The 16,726-nt window shown below is 63.9% G+C and carries 14 protein-coding genes; 5 read left to right on the top strand and 9 right to left on the bottom strand.

Translation table 11 applies throughout. From position 1 onward, the window contains the following. Positions 1–294: a DUF1330 domain-containing protein gene (locus ASG57_RS03010; RefSeq protein ID WP_057195657.1), complete on the top strand. Its 294-nt coding sequence runs from the start codon at positions 1–3 to the stop codon at positions 292–294. 204 nt (positions 295–498) lie between these two features. Next, positions 499–792, top strand: a complete 294-nt coding sequence (locus tag ASG57_RS03015; RefSeq protein WP_024338483.1) for a hypothetical protein — start codon at positions 499–501, stop codon at positions 790–792. A 97-nt stretch (positions 793–889) separates the two neighbouring features. On the opposite strand, the gene ASG57_RS03020 is transcribed toward ASG57_RS03015, so the two are convergent. The 3 genes from ASG57_RS03020 to dinB all read right to left on the bottom strand — a co-directional run bounded on the left by ASG57_RS03020 (position 890) and on the right by dinB (position 4,567). Beyond that, on the bottom strand, positions 890–2,302 hold the full coding sequence (locus ASG57_RS03020; RefSeq protein ID WP_057195658.1) for a sensor histidine kinase: 1,413 nt from the start codon (positions 2,300–2,302) through the stop codon (positions 890–892). 242 nt (positions 2,303–2,544) lie between these two features. Beyond that, entirely contained in the window at positions 2,545–3,291 is a 747-nt protein-coding gene (locus ASG57_RS03025; protein WP_024338481.1) for a DUF421 domain-containing protein, read from the bottom strand. A gap of 175 nt (positions 3,292–3,466) precedes the next feature. Further along, positions 3,467–4,567, bottom strand: coding sequence for a DNA polymerase IV (gene dinB / locus ASG57_RS03030; RefSeq protein WP_024338480.1), 1,101 nt, complete (start codon positions 4,565–4,567; stop codon positions 3,467–3,469). Positions 4,568–4,610: 43 nt separating this feature from the next. Here dinB and ASG57_RS03035 point away from each other — a divergent pair, with 43 nt between their 5' ends. The 3 genes from ASG57_RS03035 (at position 4,611) to ASG57_RS03045 (ending at position 6,976) form a co-directional block, all read left to right on the top strand. Next, on the top strand, positions 4,611–5,054 hold the full coding sequence (locus ASG57_RS03035) for a TspO/MBR family protein (protein WP_028145880.1): 444 nt from the start codon (positions 4,611–4,613) through the stop codon (positions 5,052–5,054). 95 nt (positions 5,055–5,149) lie between these two features. Beyond that, the gene (locus ASG57_RS03040) at positions 5,150–5,359 is read left to right on the top strand and encodes a hypothetical protein (RefSeq protein WP_024338478.1); all 210 of its coding nucleotides are present in this window, start codon (positions 5,150–5,152) and stop codon (positions 5,357–5,359) included. Between the two features lie 255 nt (positions 5,360–5,614). Then, on the top strand, positions 5,615–6,976 hold the full coding sequence (locus ASG57_RS03045; protein ID WP_006023603.1) for a tyrosine-type recombinase/integrase: 1,362 nt from the start codon (positions 5,615–5,617) through the stop codon (positions 6,974–6,976). Positions 6,977–7,282: 306 nt separating this feature from the next. Here ASG57_RS03045 and ASG57_RS03050 read toward each other — a convergent pair whose 3' ends face one another. The 6 genes from ASG57_RS03050 to ASG57_RS03075 all read right to left on the bottom strand — a co-directional run bounded on the left by ASG57_RS03050 (position 7,283) and on the right by ASG57_RS03075 (position 16,726). Further along, positions 7,283–10,387: a DEAD/DEAH box helicase gene (locus ASG57_RS03050; RefSeq protein WP_006023604.1), complete on the bottom strand. Its 3,105-nt coding sequence runs from the start codon at positions 10,385–10,387 to the stop codon at positions 7,283–7,285. 11 nt (positions 10,388–10,398) lie between these two features. Continuing rightward, positions 10,399–10,635, bottom strand: coding sequence for a DUF2158 domain-containing protein (locus tag ASG57_RS03055; protein WP_006023605.1), 237 nt, complete (start codon positions 10,633–10,635; stop codon positions 10,399–10,401). Positions 10,636–10,912: 277 nt separating this feature from the next. Then, complete coding sequence (locus ASG57_RS03060) at positions 10,913–11,353, bottom strand: ubiquitination-like system serine protease family protein (protein ID WP_006023606.1); 441 nt, start codon at positions 11,351–11,353, stop codon at positions 10,913–10,915. Then, a complete protein-coding gene (locus ASG57_RS03065) occupies positions 11,350–12,522 on the bottom strand; it encodes a ThiF family adenylyltransferase (protein ID WP_006023607.1) in 1,173 nt (390 codons plus the stop codon). Before ASG57_RS03065 ends, ASG57_RS03060 begins: the two co-directional genes overlap by 4 nt. Then, positions 12,497–13,243 (bottom strand): multiubiquitin domain-containing protein, encoded by a 747-nt coding sequence (locus tag ASG57_RS03070; protein WP_006023608.1) that lies wholly within the window; start codon positions 13,241–13,243, stop codon positions 12,497–12,499. The genes ASG57_RS03065 and ASG57_RS03070 overlap by 26 nt, the downstream gene beginning before the upstream one ends. 81 nt (positions 13,244–13,324) lie before the next feature. Next, entirely contained in the window at positions 13,325–16,726 is a 3,402-nt protein-coding gene (locus tag ASG57_RS03075) for a UvrD-helicase domain-containing protein (RefSeq protein WP_006023609.1), read from the bottom strand.

Raw genomic sequence — 16,726 nt, forward strand, 5'->3', positions numbered from 1 at the left:
ATGGCAAAAGCCTATTGGGTTGCCACGTATCGCGCGATCAAGGATCCCGAGTCCATGGCGGCTTATGCCAAGCTGTCGCGCCCGGCCATCGAAGCGGCTGGTGGCCGCGTGCTTGCGCGGGGAATGCCGGCCGCTGCCTTCGAGCTTGGCCAAATGGAGCGCGTGGTTCTCATCGAGTTCGACAGCGTCGAGAGCGCCAAGGCGGCGTATGCGAGCCCGGCCTATCAGAAGGCACACGATCTGCTCGGAGACGGCGCCGACCGCGACATTCGGGTCGTCGAAGCTGCTGAATAGCGCGACATCGGCGAATCATGGGCATCCTGTGGCGATCCCGTGCCTTGAACGCGGCAGATGGCGCGCCCTTATCACGAAATACATTTCCCAGGAACATTTGTGCGCAGCACCTGTTCGGGAGGTGAGCCAGGCAGATACCGTCGCAGGGAACACCGTCCTGGCTCGGCTTAATGGAAACCCGCCACGACAGAAACGGAGCAGCTCATGAAGCTCACATCCGAACAGGTGAAGCAGACCGTCAACCAGCTCGGCGCTCAGGTGCTGCCCGACGAGCATCCCGCGATGCCGCAGCTCAACAGCATGTTCGGCGAGCACACCTTCTTCGTCGACGAGATGGGACTCAAGGTCCTCGAGCCGACGGGATCGCCCGATACCGAACGCCACAGCGGCGAGGTCGTCAGCCTGGCCGATTGGGGCGATTCCGATTTGACGCGCCTGATGGCACACGAGCCCGAGCCGACTGGCGTGATCGTTGTGTTCGAGCACGTGCGGCATTGAGCGGCCCGGCGAATCGCTCTCAATGGTGGCGGGGTCCGAGAATCCGTCACCGTCAGCCGTGCGGCGCGCGCTGAGGGCTCCAACGTAGCTGCCGGGATCATGCCTGGAGCGGGATCTCGATGGCGATCCGGGTCCCCGGATGCTTCGTGCGCTCGAGCCGCAGCCGGCCGTTCAACGATGAGGCGACCAGATTGAAGGCGATGTGGAGCCCGAGGCCGGAATGACCACTGTCCCGACTTGTCGTGACGAACGGATCGAAGATGCGCGCCTGCAATTCGTCCGGGATGCCGACGCCATCATCAGAGCAGACCAGACGGACTGATTTCGGGTCCGGCTGGCTGACTGTGAGGATAAACCTGCCGCCTCTTTTGCCGGGATACGCATGCCCTGCCGTATTCAGGGCGAGATTGCTGATCACCTGAGCAAGCGCTCCGGGGTAGCTGTTGAGCCTGATGCCCGCTGGGCACTGGACCTCGACCGCCAGGCCATTGTGCGACAGCAGCGGCCCGAGCCTGGACATCAACTCCGAGAGCCAATCCTTGAGTTCGAACTCGCGCCGGTCCTCATCGGCTTGATGGACGGCGACCTGCCTGAAGCTGTGCACCATCTCGGATGCGCGATGCAGATTTTCGAAGGTCAGATCGAGACCTTGCCTGAGCCGGTCGATCCCTTTCGTCAGGTCGGAGCGCCGGACGGATGCTCCGCCCAGTGCATCTGCCATCGTCTGCAGATCGGTCTGCATGGTGGTGGAGGTCGTCAGGGCGAGGCCGAGCGGCGTGCTGACCTCGTGAGCGACTCCAGCGACCAATTGCCCGAGCGAGGCGAGTTTCTCCGTCTGCACGAGTTGCTCCTGGGTCGCGCGCAGATCGCGCAGCGATTTCTCGGAGCGTTCCTTCTCCCGCTGCAGCGCTTCGGAGGTTTGGAATTGCTTCCGCGCCCGGTACTCGCGCGCGGCCACGGCGTAGAGCGACAATGCGTAGGCGTTGCCGACGAGGGTATGATTGATGAATCTCAGGCCCGCCGGCATCGTCAACGCGAACGACTCGGCGACCAGCAGCGCAACCCATGACAGCAGGCAGAAGATCGCAAGCGAGCCGATCCGCAATGGCAGCATGGTCGAGACGAACAGGATGATCATCATCATGCCGGGCGCGGCAAAGGTGAAGCCGGACGGCAGCACGAGATAAATGCTCGGCAGGATGCAGCCGGGAATGACGCAATAGACGAGAAAGATCGTCTCGGCCCACGGCTTCATCCATCGTCGCGACAACAGCGCCGTCAACGGCAGCAGCACGAACAGCGCCGTGCCGCCACGGATGGCCAGCGTCGTCGGAACCACTTCGGGGTAGAGCACCCAATCCCAGAGCGTGTAGCCCGCATAGGTGGCGGCGCCGAGCAGCATCGCGATCTGCGTCCAGCCGAGGCTGCCTCGGACGTATTGGTCGACAAACCGCCGCTCCTCGATGCGGTCTTCGAAGCGCAGCCCGAGGCGGATCAATAAGCCAAGCATTCCAGCTCAATCGCGAAAACGTCGTGATGGGTGTCTGTACGACAGGATTGCAGCTGCGTCGCGGATAAAGATGTCGCGTCGGTTGGTCTCTCGGGCCTCGTTAAGGCACCGCATCGCCGCCGAGAGGGGGGCTGCGGCCGTCCCAAGCAGCCCTCACGCGGTCGGCGACCAGGCCGGTACCATGGGGACGTCAAAGTACGAAGAGCCGACATCGTGGTCGGCCGAAATGTCTTCAAACTAGATCAGGCAAGCTCCTTCGCCTTGCTCGAGCGACCGGAAGCGGGTTCAGCCTTGTCGTATGTGATCACGCTGATATCACCGCTGCTTTCGAGACAGGCGAGTTTCACCATGTTGAGGTCTTCTACGCCCTGCGTCCTGAGCAACGATTTCAACTCATCTTCCGTCACCAGTTCTTTGCGCATATTACGGCGCAGCATTCGACCCCTCTCGACCAGTTTGACCTTGGGAGAGGTTGTCAGGATCTCCAAGGCGGGCACATGATAGGCGAGCCATTGCAGGCCGTAGCTCCAGAACATGACCGTGGAGATCAGGATCGCCGCTTCGGTGACCGATTCGTTGCGCCCTAGTGCATCCGTCGTCGCCTCGACGATGAGGACAACCACGAGTAGGTCCGGGATGCCGACGGCACCGGACTGTCTGTTGAGGAAGAGGCGAAGGATGAAAAAGAGCAGGAAATAGATCAGCGTCCCCCGCAACACGACTTCGGCGATGGAATTCTGCGGAATGAGAATGGAGGACCAGTCGATCATTGCGGGATCTCGGCATGTGTCGGCCGAACTGCCGGAGCAGGCTTGTAACAGCGCGAGGACGCGCTGGGTTCCCTGCGCCACGAGGCCACACAGCGCGGTCAAAGACCTGCCATTGCTGCGTTCTGCGGGCTTGGTCCTGCCGCCTCTCGCCGCGGTTGCTGCGGCCGTTGCAAGTCCAACGATCGCGACAATGGTGAACAGGACGACCACCGCCTCCATGCTCAGCTGAACAGGGAGAGTGCCGGCACAGATCACTGCTTCGGCGGAGTAGAGCGACGTGAGATGAATGAACCGGATCAGCGGCGGCGCGGCGTCCGCTCTTTGCGCGGAGTGGCTGTTGTGGATGTCAGACCTCGCGCCTGCCGCGTCCGCCGAAAGGACGCGCCAGCCCGGTTCAGATGCCCAGCGTCAGCTGCGGTTCCGGAGCGTCGCCGGCCTTGAGCGAAGACAGCGAGACCCCGAGCAGCCGGACGCGCTTGGGCAGCGGCATCTCGGCTTCGAGCAGGCCGCAGGCCAGCCGCTCCAGCTCGTCCCGGCCTGCGACGGCCGCTGCGACGGACCTGCTGCGCGTGATGATCTCGAAGTCGGCAAACTTGATCTTCAAGGTCACGGTGCGGCCGCGATTGCCGGTCGCCTCGCAGTGACGCCAGACCTTGTCGACGAGAGGCCTGAGCTCTCCGACCAGCGCATCAAGTTCGGCGAGATCGACGGAGAACGTGTTCTCCGCGCCGATGGATTTGCGGATCCGATTGGCGCGGACTGGCCGCTCGTCGACGCCGCGTGAGATCCAGTAATAATAGGCGCCCGACTTGCCGAAGGTCGCGTTCATGAACTCCAGTGTCTGGTTGCGCATGTCGAGGCCGGTGAACATGCCTAGCGCGTTCATCTTCGCGGCAGTGGCGGGGCCTATGCCATGAAACTTGCCGACCGGGAGCGTCTCGACGAAGGCCGGTCCCATCTCCGGCGAGATCACGAACTGGCCGTTGGGCTTGCGATGGTCCGACGCGAGCTTGGCCAGGAACTTGTTGTAGGAGATGCCGGCCGACGCGTTGAGACCTGTCTCGGCCTTGATCTTCTCGCGGATGCGCAGGGCGATGTCCCGCGCCAGAGGAATGCCTTGGAGATTTTCCGTCACGTCCAGATACGCTTCGTCGAGCGACAGCGGCTCGATGAGCGGTGTGTGCTCGGCAAAGATGTCGCGGATCTGCCGGCTGATGGCCTTGTAGACCTCGAAGCGCGGCTTGACGAAGATCAGATCGGGGCATTGCCGCTTCGCCGTCACGGACGGCATGGCGGAGCGCACACCGAACCTGCGGGCCTCGTAGCTCGCGGCCGCGACGACGCCGCGTTGCGCGGAGCCTCCGACGGCGACCGGCTTTCCGCGCAGCTCCGGATTGTCGCGCTGCTCCACCGACGCATAGAAGGCATCCATGTCGATATGGATGATCTTGCGCACCCGCGAGGCTTTGCCGGTCACCCTGTCGGATTCGCTCATGGAAAGATGATACAATCGGGTGAAGAGAAGCGCGAGGTGATGGATGTTTCACTTGTTGGTCTTCGTGGCAGGCGTGGTCGGCATCGGTTGGCTCATCGGCGCAACCAATCTGCCTGGGGAATGGTATGCCGGTCTTGCCAAGCCGGGCTTCGTGCCGCCGAACTGGGTGTTCCCGATAACCTGGACGATTCTCTACGTTCTGATCGCGATTGCGGGCTGGCGGACATTTCGTCGCGAGCCCCGGGGCAAGGCGATGCTGGCTTGGGCCGCGCAAATGGCGCTCAATTTCGTCTGGTCGCCGGTCATGTTCACCATGCACCAGATCGGGGCCGCGCTCGTCATCCTCATCTGCCTGCTCGTCGCGATCGTGACTTACATCAGTCTCGAGCTGTCACGCGACCGTCTGGCCGCCGCCTTGTTCGTGCCCTACGCCGCCTGGGTAGCGTTTGCCGGCGTGCTCAATGCGGCGATCTTGCGTTTGAACTGAGACGTTGAGTCTCGACCGATTCAAGAAACAATCTCGGGCTTGTGAGTGGCAAGCATGGACACGCGATCCAATATGAGCCGGCGGGAGGACAGCCCATGCAATACAGCTCCGAGCTCATTCACACCATGCGTCAAGCGCTGGAAACCGTGATGGCAAGCGTTCCGGCCCATCAATCCGTGTTCGGCCTTAAGGCGGCCGTCGCCGAATACATCCTGCACGCCGCCGCACACGGCCAGACGTCATATGACGGACTGGTGACGGCCGCGTCCGACCAGCTCCACGTGATCATTGCGATGCTGACGTGAGGGCCGGCGCCTGAACGGCTGGCAACTGGCGCACCCGACACGATTCGAACGTGTGACCTTTGCCTTCGGAGCAATTTAGCCTGCCTATCCTAAATGCACGACAGGGCACGCTACAATGCGATATGTAACTGAAGATACTAGACAATTCGTATTTCCGCGCCGAACTGTCTATCCAGAATTTCGCTCCGATATCCATCCGGTTGCTTCCGTGGTGCTTCCGCGGAAGCAGCCCCTCACTAGCGAGGGGAACACCTCATGGCAAAGCTGACCAAGCGGATCGTGGACGCTGCCGATGTTCGCGAGAAGGACTATTTTATCTGGGACGACGAACTGCCCGGTTTCGGCCTCCGCGTGTTCGCCTCCGGCAAGCGCAGCTACCTCATCCAATATCGCGCTGTTGGACGCACGCGACGCTACACCATCGGCCTGCATGGCGTGTGGACGCCGGAGACAGCCCGGCAAGAAGCGAAGGTCCAACTCGGGCGCGTCGCGCGCGGCGACAACCCTTCCGAAGAACGTCAGCTCGATCACAAGGCCATCACGGTCAAGGAGCTTTGCGCCCTCTATACCGCTGATCTGAACGCGGGCCTCATTCTGGGTAAGGGCGGGCGACCGAAAAAGCCCACCACCATCGTCACCGACACTGGCCGTATCGAGCGGCACATCATCCCGCTGATCGGCGCGCGCCGGGTCAAGGATCTCACCAAGGCCGACATCAACAAGGTCTTGAAGGACATCATGGCCGGCAAGACGCGCGTCGCCGTCAAGACGAAAAAGCTGCGAGGAAAGGCCATTGTTCGTGGTGGCGCGGGCACCGCCACGCGCACCGTCGGCCTATTGGGCGGAATCCTCACCTACGCTGTCGATGCTGGGATTATAGAGGTCAATCCGGCGCACGGCATCAAGAAGCCCAAGGACAATGTTCGGAATCGTAGGCTGACCGAGGCGGAGTATCGCACCCTCGGGCAAATGCTTCGCGATGCCGCGGCGAACGAAAAATACGCCATGACCGTGGACATCATCCGGCAGATCGCGCTCACCGGCTGCCGCCGCTCGGAAATGATCTCGCTAATGTGGATCGAAGCTGACACCGACGCGAGCTGCATGCGCCTGGTGGACAGCAAGGAAGGTGAGTCCATTCGTCCAATCGGATTGCCCGTCGTCGAGTATCTGGAGGAACGGCGCAAGACCGCAGCGGGCACCTATGTCTTCCCAGGTCAGGGCGAGGACCATGCGTTCGGCAGCTTCCCGAACCATTGGGAACAGATTTTCAGCGACAGTCCGCTCGCCGGCGTCACCCCGCATGTCCTGCGTCACAGCTTTGCCAGCATCGCCAACGATCTCGGTTTCACCGAGGTGACCATCGCGGCGCTCGTCGGCCACTCCAAGGGCTCGGTGACGAGCAAATACATTCACACGCTCGACACTGCGCTCATCATGGCCGCCGACACGATCTCCGGTTACATCCAAGGGCTACTCGAGGGGATCGAATTCAAACAGACGGCCTACGCATTGGATCGTGATTCTCGTCGAGCTGCGCTTGACCTCTTCCTGACCAAAGCGGTTGGAGAGCCGGGGAACGAAGCCGAGGACGAGGAGCGTCGCTTGGCAGCTTGAGGCTTGCGATCAGCCACTGGTCGGCGAGCAATTCATCGCCGCCCACGATGCAGTCGAAAAAGCTTTTTGAAGAAATCGACGATCTTCGGTTTGGCGCCATCGGCGACCAGGTCATTTGCTCCGAACCGGCAGACCATCCTGACACTCCTGCACACCGAGCGCAGCCGTAGCGGCGCGTTGTCTCGTTCGACCGCTTGATCGCCCGCTGCCGCATTGGCTCCGCCAGCATTGGAGACTTTCTGAGGCAGGAACGTCTCGCAGAGGGGGCATCTGACGCAATCGCCTCACGCCCCCGTTGCGCGCAATTTAGGGCACATATACTTCAAGGATCGGGGCGGAAGGCGCCACCGCTTCGGCCCGACGCTTGGCAACGCGCTTCGCCGCATCGCGGACAAGTGCAAGCTTGCGCCTGTCCTTGTCCACGCATGCCAGAATTTGGTCATCAGTTGCGGCGTCGATCTGTTCGGGCTCACAGAGCTGCGCGGCGGCCAAGCGGCAATAGTCGCCCCGCAGCAAATCGGCTCCAGCGAATTGGGCGAGGTCGACGGCGGCGCTGGGCACGCCATATGTCAACCGGATCGCCAGACGTCTCACACGGTCACCGAGATCGAGCGTGGGGTGCAGGATCTCGGCGACGCGAGCCGCGACCGGCATCAGATCGCAAGTCCGCGCTGCGACCGCGCGTATGGGGCCGGCGGCGCCGCCAAACGCACCACCGAACTGCGTCAGCACGCGCTCGATCTCGCTCATGGCACGACCGGACACGAACAAAAGACAAGCGACCGCCTTCTTCGCACGCAGGGTCGCCTGATGATCTTCTGTTGTCCCGCGCTGAAGCGCGTTCAGGACGTGCCACGGCACATTCTGCCTCTGCAGCTCGTTGGGCCATAGCTGAGGCTCTTTCTGCGTGCTTTTTCGGTTGATCGGAAAAAGGAGTTGATCGACCTCGACCGTCGTTTGAGCTGCGGCAATCAGGACGGGATCGCTGATTTCTTGGGGCTGAAGCGAGCCGAGGCAATCTACGAGCGCGACGATGGACCCGACCTCTGCCGCGCTTTCGCCAGCGAGACGGCCCAGCTTGGTCAATTCATACGCGCCTGTAGCGTTCTTCTGCACCAGGCCGTGGCGTTCCAAATCCGCTAGGGCCGAAAGCAGATCCGGCCGGCTCCACTGCCACGCGCTATGGGCGCGCCGGGCTTGGAACGCGCCGAAGCTCGATTCCAGAAATTCGACAATCTCCTCGCTCGGCACGCCTTCGCCGGCCGCTCGTTGTGCCGCGACTAGGACGCGGATAATCAGGGAGCGTGGGTCGGTTGTACCGTCGAGGAAGCGGGACACCAAGTCTTCCGGCTCCGCGGTCACGTATCGCGACCACAGATCATGCTCGGCGCGCGGATCGAGCGCCAGCAGATACGAAGCTCCCTTCTCGGCGAAGCCAAGCCTTCCCGCGCGACCGACTAGGTTCTTGTATTCGGCTACCGAATAGGGCTCGTCGCCGGGATGATTCAAGCCGGCGATGATGACCGATGACGCGGGCGTGTTCACGCCCATCGCCAGCGTCGTCGTGGCTGCGATGACGCGCAGGCCCGAGCCGCTACGGCGAAATTCTTCCTCGATGACGCGCCGCTCTTCGCGGTCGAGATCCGAGTTGTGGAAAGCGACGCCGCGCCCCAGCGCGCTCCGCAAGTCGGCGCTGGCCTGCGAGGGATCGCCGCCGGGCATCTGCGTCAGCGCCTCGGCAGCCGGAGGCAATCCGAGCGACTCTGCGAGATAGTTGGCGCAGCCGCGGGCTTCGCCCTTGGTTTCGCGAAACACGATCACCTGCTGGCCTTCGGCGACAAGCTTGCGCACCAGCGGGATGATCCAATCCTGGCTGGATCCTTTGCCGCCGACAAGACGCCGAACGAGCGGCCCCTCAACCTGCTCATTGCCATTCTCCGGGTCAAGAAAGCGGAAATGCCCGGTGCCGAGCAACAAGCCCTCCTCAAGCGGAACGGGCCGCTCCGTGCGCCGCAAGAGCCGCGCGCCGAGCCATTGCTCAAGGCCGTTCGTGTCCCCGATCACAGCCGAAAGCGCGATCAGTTGGGGCTCGATCCCCTCACGCCGGCGCATCCGGATGAGCGTCAAAATGAACTCCAGATTCGCGCCGCGGCCACGGTCGGCGATCATCTGCGCTTCGTCGATCACGATCGCGCCGACCTGCGCCAGCACATGAGGGAATGTCAGCGCGATCGCGGCGAACTTCTCATAGGTCAGGAGACCGACATCGTATTGGCCCCGCAGCAGAGGCGCGATGTCGTCCGTCTCGCCCGTCGCTTCCACCGTGCGGACCCCGAAACCGCCATAGACGCTCTCGAAGTGCCGCCGCTTGTCTGCCACAAGGGCCTTAAGCGGCAGCAGAAACAAAGCCCGTTTGCGATCCAGCACGTTCCGGAGCGCCGCGAGCTCGCCCACCATCGTCTTGCCCGAGGATGTCGGGGCCGACACCACCAGGTTCTCGCCGTCCAGCACGCCGAAGTCGGTGATGGCGGAGATCTGAAGCGCATTCAAGGACGGGATCGCTCCAGCCCAGGCGGTGACAAGCGCGTCGGGGAAACCGGCCGACGAGAGGCTGGCAAGATCGGACGTCACCTTGGCAGGCAGACGCGCCGGGAAGGCCGCCCGATACTTAGCGCCCGGCACGAACACGGGCCACGCGACATCGCCGTCGATGCTCCCGCGCATGGTCGGGTTCTGCTCTTTGCCGCCCTGCAGCGCGGCCGCCCGGACGCGGCTCGTGACATGCTCGAGGAGGCGGTAGAGCGAGAGCTTGCCGCCGCTCACGACTTCCTCGGCGCCACATAGCGCCTCAAGCAGAAAGTGGGTCAGAAAGCCGTGCCCGAACCGGCGGTGCTCATAGGCGGGCTCGGTCGCCGCGGAGGCGGTGAAGATGATCCGACCAGCGCCGCCAAGCTGAGCCAGGCGCGCTTCGGCGGACAAAAGGCTGCGCGGCTTCGCATCGACGTGCAGAACCTTCGCCCCAATGCCGCCGGAAAAACAACAGTCGAGGAACAGGATCAGGCGCTTTGCCGGTATCCGCGAGAACCATTCCTGCAACAGCTCGAGCGGGATCGCGGAGCCGGCGAGATCATCTGGATTCGCGTCGTGGGTGACGAGCTCATGTGTCTCCGACCCATGGCCGGAGAACGCGATCACCACCGTATCCTCGGGGCCGCAGCCGGCCAGGTCGGCAAATGCGTCCTCAATCCGCTGCCGCGTGGCCTCCGCATCTGCCAGCAAGACTGTGCTGCCGCCCAGCGTGTCGAAGAACAGTGCCTCCAGCGCCGTCGCGTCGCGACGCGCGCAGGTCAGCTCATCAATGCCGGTCGAGCTATAACGGTCGATGCCGATGAACAGGCCGCGAAACGGCATGAGGCACCACGCTACGCCCGAACGACGCCGACGGAGAACGCGGCTCGTGGCTTCTCAGCCTTCTCCAGCACGACCGGCGCGAACGTGTCTTTCCGCGCGACCTGCTTGTTGCCCACCTTCTCGAACCAGACACACCAGACGGCATCCTCCTCCAGCATGGCCGTCTTCCCGACCTGCTCGACCGTCATGATCGGCCCGCCTGACTTCACCCGCACAAGATCGCCGGGCTTGAATTCGGTAGCATCCATTCTCCACGCTCCTTCTCGATGCCTATCTGTCCTCGCCAGGCACCGGAGGAGGTCGCAAGAAGCTCGCCCACGTCCCCACCACCATGAGTGGAGACGCGCACGTGCTAGGAGATCGCCCCATGCCTAACATCAATATATGGTGTGTCGGTCATTCCTTGCACAAGGATTTCGGCGAAGACCGTGTAAGCTCCTGATAGATGTTCTTGATTTGTCTCTTAGGGCTGCGCTGCGTTCCGAAGCGGGATAGCCCGACGGCAACCTGCCGTCGGGCCTATCGTCACGATCTGCCAGATAGCCAACGCCAGGCGCGGCGCCAGAAGCCGGGAGCCGCCTTGACGGGAGCGGGCTGAACGGCAAGTTCGATCGCTGGCGTCTGCCCGTAGAAGCGCGCTTTGGCAGCGCGGTCACGACGACGCTCGGCTTCGACCTGCTCGTCACTCCAGGGGCCGGCCTCGATCACCTTGCTGCGGTCGATCACATAGTGTGACCGGCATTTCAGCGTCCAATTGCCGATCGACGGCCGAAGGGAGACGGTCTCGCCATCGAACGTCATCTTCCAGTCCGTCGGCGTGAAGGGGGCGACGACCTCCTCGCCGCAACCGCAGCAGCAGCTGTGGGCTGATGTGGCATATTCCATCGAAACATAGAGAATGCCTGCCTCAAGGCGCTCAGGGATGTGTTCGACGAAACGATGTTCGAGTCGCTTGTGCCGTATCACGCGAGATCCCCGTTGATCAGCATGTTGCCGTCGGTGGTGTAGGTGCAGTGATGCTCGCGCTCGAGGTCGCGGTAGAAGCCGCGAATCTTCTTCCACTTGACGACCGCGAGGACAGCATTCAGGGCGTTGAGATCCGCGACCTGGATGTTGGAGGCGTAGATGTCCTTGGCGCCGCCGCCGACGAAGGAAATGCGCTGCCGCGCGTGATCGCGCTTCTCCGGCGTACTGGCGGTGACGCGCAGGATGCCGCCCAGCGACCCCTCGTCGAGCTCGAGCCCCATGCCAACATCGACGAACGCGGCGCCGATCGCCTCGAGCTTCTCTACGATCAGCCGCTTAGCGTCACCCGCATCGAGGGACAGGAACGCGAAGGTGACGCCGTCGAGAAGGTGAATGTTGTCGACGCCGAGCGCGACATCGTGCGCCACGATGTTCCGGTGCATCCGGCTGTAGATGCGCTTCAGGTATTCGACCTTCTTGGGCGCTTCCCGCAATTCCTCCAGGCTCGGAGCGCCCGGCGCGCGAAACGCGTTATGGGTCAGGAACTCGTCGCTGTCGAACAGCCGGATTTCCCGGACAGGCGTCTTGGCGACGAAATCCAGGATGTAGCCGCCGGTCCCCCCGACGCCGATGATGGCGACCCGCTCGTTGACGAGTCGCTCGGTCAGGACGCCGATCCCGACACGGTCGGAGGCGGTCTCGACATAGTTGAAGACGCTGTCCTCCTCCTCTTCCGGTTCGCGGAAGGTGCGAGGCGTCGCGCCGGACTTCAGCACTGCGGCCGGGCCCGCGAGGATATTCGCGTAGCTCGTCATCTTGTGGTGGTAGTCCGAGTAGCCGCCGTCTGGCTTGCTGGAGAAGCTGTGCGTCGCCTTCAGGCCGTGGCCGAGATCGAAGGCGCCGGCCGCATGCGAGATGCCCTGGATGGGCCTGCCGTCGGCGTGGCACGGGAAATCGCCGTCCCAGTGGATGACATGGGTGTCGGGCGGGCGCGTCTGATCTCCGGCCAGCGTGAGGCTGGAGATGAGGGTGCCGATGCGCACCTCCCGGCGCGCATCGACATACGGCACCTCGCGCATAACGAGATACCCGCCCTGCTGCTGGACGAAGTAGCCTTCGTCCCGCAGCCGCTTGAGGTCCGGATTACGACTGAACAGTGCGCGTGACATTGAACACCGTGCCCTTCTTCTTGACGTCGACGGAGCCGCCAACCCCGAGCTCACCGGCGGGCGGCGTCGACGCCGCGTGCCGATAGGTCATCGAGAAGACGACGTTGGGTTCGTGCTGGCCCGGGAAGGCGAGCTGGACGATCTGTTCGAACGTCACCGTGCGGGCGTTCACCGTGCGCGGCCGCGAATTGACGATGATCTCGAACGTCAGCCGCGCGGTGATGAACCGCTCGATGCCGGGCTGGACCAGATCGATCAGCTCGCCATGCTCGATCAGGCGATCTTCACCGCCGGGAACCTCGAGGAAGACGGCCTCCCCCTCGCCGGGCTTGGCGAGGCCGTAGAGCACCGTGCCGCTGATGACCGGCTTGCCCCAGAGCAGCTCGTGGTCGTTGAGGGTCAGCTTGAAGTCGCGGTCGGTCTGGAAGGCGATGAACCGCTCGGCGCCGCGCTCACGCAGGTCGAACGGCTCGTTGAGCCTCACATCCTCGAAATCGCCCGAGGGCAGGATCGCGATGAGGCTGTAACCGTCCCGCGGGTCGAGTGCCGCGGCTTCCAGCAACTGGCGGCCGAGCGGCACGGGATCGCTCACCACACGGGACTGGAAGTTGAGATCGCCCTGCGCGAGGAGAAAGCGATACCCCCGCGCCGGACGCAACGCCCGGCCTTCGCGCAGGGCGTTGCCGAGATCGTCGTAATCAAGAAGTTCTTCGGTGTTCATAAGATTGGGTCCTTAGGTTCGGCCGAGGCAGCGCCGCGGCTCTAAGGGTCCAATCGGAGCGAGGGAGGCCGACCGGTAAGGTCAGACGAACTTTTTTTGCAAGGGGCCGTCGGGGGTCTGCCCGCAGATGAAGAAGGCCGGGCAGTTCGGGCAGGTGCGCGACGAAACCTCGGCCGGAAACCGTCCGGCGCGGATGTCGCCGAGAAACTTTGCGAGCTTGTCCTTGCGCCCCTTCAGCTCCCGATCGGACAAGGCAAGCGCATGTGCCTCGCCGTCGGAAAGATGGACGAGCTCTGCGACCGCGCCGGGAAAGGACTGCCTGACCGCCAGCATCAGCGCCGCCGCGCCGACATCCTTGCCCTCGGCCGACCGCATGTGACCCGTGCGAATGCGGCGCACGGCGCGGATGCCGTCCGGCCGCACCAGCACCTCGTCCGGCCGAACGATGATCTCCTCGCCGCCGAAACTGAGGCTGAGCGCGACCGGCGCTTCGGGGACTGCTTCGGCGCGGTTCGCCAGGAAGAAGCGCAGCATTGCCAGCGCCAGATCGCGGAATTCCGCGCGATAGCCGTGCTCGCCGAGCCCCTCGCCGGCGAGCGCCGCATCGATGCGATCTTGCAGCGCCTGCTCGGACACGGGTCCATCCGACGCGATCACCGCCTCGACCACCACGCGAACCGCCTCATGCAGATGCATGAAGGCGGTCGCGGTTCGCCGGCCGCCGACCTGCAGGACATGCGTGTAGAAGAAGCGACGCGGGCAGGATTCATAAAGAGCGATCTGCGGGGCGCCTAACCGCAGCCGTCCGTCGACCACCAAATCGATATCCCGAGCTTCCGCGGCCACGGGAAGCGGCCGTGCCGGCACGAGCGAACGGCGTGTTAAGGTCGCCCCGAGACGGTCGAGGAATGGCGAAAGCGGTCGGTTGTGGCCGTTACTCTTCTCGGTCGGCGCATAAAGGATCAGGCGATCGCGGGCGCGCGACTGCGCCACGTAAAATAGGCACTCCTGCTCCTCGGCCTGACCTGCGCGGAATGCCTCCAGCGCACTGCCCTCCGCCCCCGCGATCATCCCGTCGGGCGCCGGACAGGGCGGCGCCGGCGGCGTGCGTGGGATCGTGTCGCTGTTAAGCCCAGGAATATGGACGCCACCGAACTCTAGGCCCTTGGCGCCATGGATGGTCATCAGCCGCACGGCGTCGAGATGCTGGGCGGCCGCCGGCAATTGGCGCAGGTCGCGGTCGTCGCCGAGCCGCACGAGCCTGCGCACACGATCGAGCAGGCGCGTGATGGGCAGCCCGCGTCCGGCCGGTTGTACCCGCACAAAGTTGAGGAATTGCCAGATCGCGATGCCCCGTGTGCGGTCGGCGAGATCCTCCGACGCGCCCAGGCGCGCGGCGATGCGTGTGCGATCGAGCAACAGCGTCGCGAGCACGGTCCAGGGCGAGGCCGTCTGATCGAAACCATCGAGCGCAGTCGCGAGCTTGGCAACGGTCTGCCGCCCCCTGTCGCTCAAACCGGGGATCGCCTCGCCATGCCGCAGCCAGCCCGCCGGCGCGTGCTCGGCCGCCCGCAGATGGTCGAAGACCGCGACCACATCGGCAAAGGAGGTGGCGAAGTCTCGCCAGCAGGCAATGCGCACCAGGCCCATGGCGCGCCGATCGACCAGGATCGAGAGGAGAGCCAGGAGATCCTTGACCTCACCCCGCTCGAACAGACTTCCCAGGAAGAGGACCGGCACGCCGAGCCGTTCCAGGTCCTGCCCGATCGTCGACAGCTTTTCGTTGCCGGTGCACAGGACCGCCTGGTCACGATAGGCGTAGCCGTCACGCCGCAGCTCCTCGATAGCGTCGGCCAGGGCGACCTGCTGCTGCTCGGCGCGCTGGACCGTGCGCAACTCGGGCCTATGTCCATTGGCGTCGCGGTCCGCGTCGAGGCCACTATCCGCATCGCCGGCGCGCATCGTGATCGCGAAACTGGAGAAGCTGGCGACAATCTCCGGCACCGAACGATAATTACGCTTCAATCGACCGCGATTGCCACCGGCGAAGTCCTCCTTGCCGAACCGGGTTATGTTGAAGGATGAGGCACCGCGAAACCGGTAGATCGACTGCTTGGCGTCGCCGACCATCCAGAGATTGCGGCCGTCGGGCCGCAGTGCGCTCAGCAGCCGCACGCTGCTGCGGTTCACGTCCTGATACTCATCCACCAGGACATGATCATATTGCGCCTGCAGCGCCGCGCAGATGGCCGCCTCCTTTTCGAGCAGTTGCACCGGCAAGGCGACAAGATCGCCGAAGTCGATGCAATGCGCGTTGCGCTTGAGCTGTTCGTAGGCCGCGTAGACGCGGGCAACCTCGCCGGCGCGTTCCGCCGCCTCGCGCGCATCCGAGTCCTGGGCTTTCGCCTGCATGGCGTCGGCGAGCGCGGCGTAGGTTTCGGCGTCGACCACCTCATCCTTCGCCCGCGATACGGCGGCCAACATGTCGGCAATGATCTGGGTCGGATCGTAAAGATTGCGGTAGTACGCGAGCCTAAGCCGCGGGAACTCCCCCTCGAGGAGTTCGACCGCTTCGGTCCGGTCCATCATCCGCGGGTCCTTCGGCAGGCCGAGCTCCGCATGGAAACGACGGATGATATCGAGGCCGAAGGCATGGAACGTGCCGATCCACATCGCGGCCGCAGCCTCGGGCCGCTTGCGCGCGATCCGCTCGGCCATCTCGCCCGCTGCCTTGTTCGAAAAGGTCAACAGCAGTATGCGCCGTGGATCGACGCCCTCGCCTAGAAGGCCCTCGACGCGCGCGATCAGCGTCTGCGTCTTGCCGGTGCCAGGCCCCGCCTCAAGCAGATAGGCTTCGCCGCGATGCGCCGCAGCGGCCGCTTGCAGCGGATTGAGCGGCCGTTCGACATGCGCCGCAGTCGCGGCGGGAGGCACGGGCGGCAGCAGCAAAGCATCGAACAACTGCTGCGCGACGACCTCGAACGGCGCGCCGAGCTTCGCGGCGATGGCGGACGCGGCGAGCCCTTGGTCGACATGGAGCGCCCGCGCGACGGTGCGCGGAAGCAGCAGTTCGCGCGCGAACAGGTCCATCTGGACTTCGCGGCGTTGCCGGCGTCCATAATCGACAACCCGATCCATTCCGACTGGTGAGGGCTCGGCCGGGCGTGCCGGATCAATCATCGGCGCCGCTTCGCCACCAGGATCGTCGCCCAGCTCGACATGGCCGATCTCATGCGCCACGAGGAAAGCTTGCTCGAACGGAGAGCCCATATTCTCGTGAAGAATCAGATCGTCGGCGGCGACGAAAGTCGCGCGGCCGCCATTGAGGACGGCTGCGCCGGCGGCAGTCCGTTCGACATCAATCCCCCGCCGCTTGGCCTCGGCGACAGCAAAGTCATAGGGCGACCAGGGATCGGCGCCGGATGCAACGAGGCGAGCGTGAAGCTCGGCGGCGACTTGCCTGGCGAGCTCCACACTGTCCAT

The sequence above is a fragment of the Bradyrhizobium sp. Leaf396 genome, from assembly GCF_001424605.1.
Taxonomy (GTDB): domain Bacteria; phylum Pseudomonadota; class Alphaproteobacteria; order Rhizobiales; family Xanthobacteraceae; genus Bradyrhizobium; species Bradyrhizobium japonicum_C.

Excerpts from the sequence above, each read along its gene's own strand:
- ASG57_RS03010 (WP_057195657.1), top strand. The coding sequence starts at position 1 with ATGGCAAAAGCCTATTGGGTTGCCACGTATCGCGCGATCAAGGATCCC.
- ASG57_RS03015 (WP_024338483.1), top strand. The coding sequence starts at position 499 with ATGAAGCTCACATCCGAACAGGTGAAGCAGACCGTCAACCAGCTCGGC.
- ASG57_RS03020 (WP_057195658.1), bottom strand. The coding sequence starts at position 2,302 with ATGCTTGGCTTATTGATCCGCCTCGGGCTGCGCTTCGAAGACCGCATC.
- ASG57_RS03025 (WP_024338481.1), bottom strand. The coding sequence starts at position 3,291 with ATGGAGGCGGTGGTCGTCCTGTTCACCATTGTCGCGATCGTTGGACTT.
- dinB (WP_024338480.1), bottom strand. The coding sequence starts at position 4,567 with ATGAGCGAATCCGACAGGGTGACCGGCAAAGCCTCGCGGGTGCGCAAG.
- ASG57_RS03035 (WP_028145880.1), top strand. The coding sequence starts at position 4,611 with ATGTTTCACTTGTTGGTCTTCGTGGCAGGCGTGGTCGGCATCGGTTGG.
- ASG57_RS03040 (WP_024338478.1), top strand. The coding sequence starts at position 5,150 with ATGCAATACAGCTCCGAGCTCATTCACACCATGCGTCAAGCGCTGGAA.
- ASG57_RS03045 (WP_006023603.1), top strand. The coding sequence starts at position 5,615 with ATGGCAAAGCTGACCAAGCGGATCGTGGACGCTGCCGATGTTCGCGAG.
- ASG57_RS03050 (WP_006023604.1), bottom strand. The coding sequence starts at position 10,387 with ATGCCGTTTCGCGGCCTGTTCATCGGCATCGACCGTTATAGCTCGACC.
- ASG57_RS03055 (WP_006023605.1), bottom strand. The coding sequence starts at position 10,635 with ATGGATGCTACCGAATTCAAGCCCGGCGATCTTGTGCGGGTGAAGTCA.
- ASG57_RS03065 (WP_006023607.1), bottom strand. The coding sequence starts at position 12,522 with ATGTCACGCGCACTGTTCAGTCGTAATCCGGACCTCAAGCGGCTGCGG.
- ASG57_RS03070 (WP_006023608.1), bottom strand. The coding sequence starts at position 13,243 with ATGAACACCGAAGAACTTCTTGATTACGACGATCTCGGCAACGCCCTG.
- ASG57_RS03075 (WP_006023609.1), bottom strand. The coding sequence starts at position 16,726 with ATGGACAGTGTGGAGCTCGCCAGGCAAGTCGCCGCCGAGCTTCACGCT.